This window comes from Acinetobacter sp. 148 (assembly GCF_031196675.1).
Classification (GTDB): domain Bacteria; phylum Pseudomonadota; class Gammaproteobacteria; order Pseudomonadales; family Moraxellaceae; genus Acinetobacter; species Acinetobacter baumannii.
Genome location: NZ_JAVIMT010000050.1, coordinates 1 through 2082, shown reverse-complemented (window position 1 = coordinate 2082; position 2082 = coordinate 1). Strand labels below are relative to the sequence as shown.

The following is a 2082-nucleotide window of genomic DNA, read 5'->3' as shown; positions in this document are numbered from 1 at the left end:
CATTTCTATTTTGGAGTTACACTTGGGAATTCGTATAAGGTGTATTATGTTAAATAGAGCTTCATCTGTGTTGCTCTCATAAAAGCTTAGCTAAAATACCAAAACCAGAAAGCGACCAACACGCCTAGTGAAAGGACTGAAGCAAACAGGGTGAACCATGAATGTGATTGTGTCCCCCAAAACATACGCTTTGCTAGCCATTTTTTAAGTAGAACACTATTCAGTGTCAGTGCTGTCAAGTGTAGTAATACAGTAGCTAAAAACAGATTTGCGAATAGTTCATGCACTTCTTTTAAACTGTGGCTATGCGTATAGTCTGTTAAAAAGCCTGCCAGTACAGTTAAGGGCATCAGGCAAAAAGCACCCAGTATGCTCAGCTGAAACAGGCTGGAACTGGCTGCTTTTAAAAATGCTGGGGAAAGCCATTGCTGCGGTTGCGCCCAATAGCGCTGCACAAATGGCTTGATCACATTAAATCGACGGCTCGCCCCTGAAGGCTGAGTATGAGCAAATCGAGAAGCAAGAAACTGCCATAAAATTCTTAATATCAGGCTAATACCAAGTGTATAGCCAAACGCCATATGCACTTGATGCCATTCTTCTGCATCCCCCGTGAGATAAGCCCCAGTAAAGCTCAAAATAATGACGATATGCAGAAATCGAATCAGTAAATCTGTAGAAGATGTTGCTGTGTTCTGAGCCATAAAAAACCTTTGTTGACTGTATTTTAGTTGCAGAATAGCGGCTCAAGCTGAGGTGAATATTAAAGAATACAGTCAAAAAAAAATGGCGCTCATTAGAGCGCAATTTTAAAATTGGTAGATCATGTGAATATTAATTTTGTCTACAATTAGCTTAATACGGATTATACGAAGCCTGAACATTGGAGTCGGTTTTTTTAATACGTATAACACCCATTATTAAACAAGGTTATTTTAAATGTAATGGATATGCATCAGTAGTGACTTATATTCTCTATTGTCTAGCTCAATTAAGGTTTACAGATAAAATATTTACTATAATCATTCTGATAACAGCAAGGGACTATATTGTGCGCCATTCTTATCATATCGAAAAACATTATATTGAACGGTCAGGGTGGCTACGTGCGGCTGTACTAGGGGCTAATGATGGGATTATTTCTGTAACAAGCCTAGTAGTCGGAATAGCAGCCAGTGGTGCTTCTTCTCAAACATTATTAGTAACATGTGTTGCGGGATTAATTTCTGGGGCGGCTTCAATGGCTGCAGGTGAATATATTTCCGTTAAATCACAACAAGATATTGAAAAAAATGATCTGAAAATGGAGGCACGTGAGTTAAAACTCCATCCTGAACATGAACTGCAGGAACTAAAAAATATTTATATACAACGTGGTTTAGAACCAACTTTAGCTGAAGATGTCGCTAAACAACTAACTATGCATAATTCTTTAGATGCACATGCTCGTGATGAAATTGGCATTTCAGTTCATACCTCTGCCAAGCCATTTCTAGCGGCATCTTCTTCAGCCCTCGCATTTTCTGTAGGTTCATTATTTCCTTTAATTTCAATGATGCTTCTGCCTGAACAATATTTAGATAAAGGTGTCATGCTGATTGGAGTTTTAACTCTCGGAATTATGGGAGCATTGGCGAGTTATGCTGGCGGTGTAAGTATCTGGAGAGGTTCTGTTCGGGTTATGATTTGGGGAATTGTCGCAATGTTATTCAGTGCTTGGATCGGATCACTATTTAATGTTGCTGTGACCTAATATACTTTGTGTATCTGATCACAATATTTTAATCCAATAAATTATTATAGGTTTTGAGTAGTTATTATTCATGAGTTCTCCTAACTTTTAGATACTTATATTACATATGATCTAACCTGATTAGAGGTCAAAACTAAGATACTCAATCATCTGCTTCAAAGATTTTTAAAATTAACATAATACACCTTATACGAAATTCTTTTTGAAATAACTGTAACTCCAAAATAGAAATGTCCGGTTTCTCCAAAGTAAAAATGTCCGCTTTTAGAATATGCACTTCTGCAATTTCCTTAGCGGACGGTTTGATATGTTGGTGTCTATGTCGGATA

At 37.5% G+C, this 2082-nt stretch carries 3 protein-coding genes; 1 reads left to right on the top strand and 2 read right to left on the bottom strand.

Annotation, left to right across the window (positions count from 1 at the left end; genetic code table 11):
• Positions 1–86: 86 nt before the first annotated feature.
• Positions 87–704 carry a cytochrome b/b6 domain-containing protein gene (locus tag RFX69_RS08855; RefSeq protein ID WP_002054947.1) on the bottom strand — a complete coding sequence of 206 codons (618 nt, stop codon included), beginning with the start codon at positions 702–704 and terminating at the stop codon, positions 87–89.
• A 347-nt stretch (positions 705–1051) separates the two neighbouring features.
• Here RFX69_RS08855 and RFX69_RS08850 point away from each other — a divergent pair, with 347 nt between their 5' ends.
• Complete coding sequence (locus RFX69_RS08850) at positions 1052–1753, top strand: VIT family protein (RefSeq protein WP_002058850.1); 702 nt, start codon at positions 1052–1054, stop codon at positions 1751–1753.
• 142 nt (positions 1754–1895) lie between these two features.
• Here the strand turns inward: RFX69_RS08850 and RFX69_RS08845 are convergent.
• On the bottom strand, positions 1896–2082 hold a 187-nt coding region (locus RFX69_RS08845; protein ID WP_309169212.1), incomplete at its 5' end, for a hypothetical protein.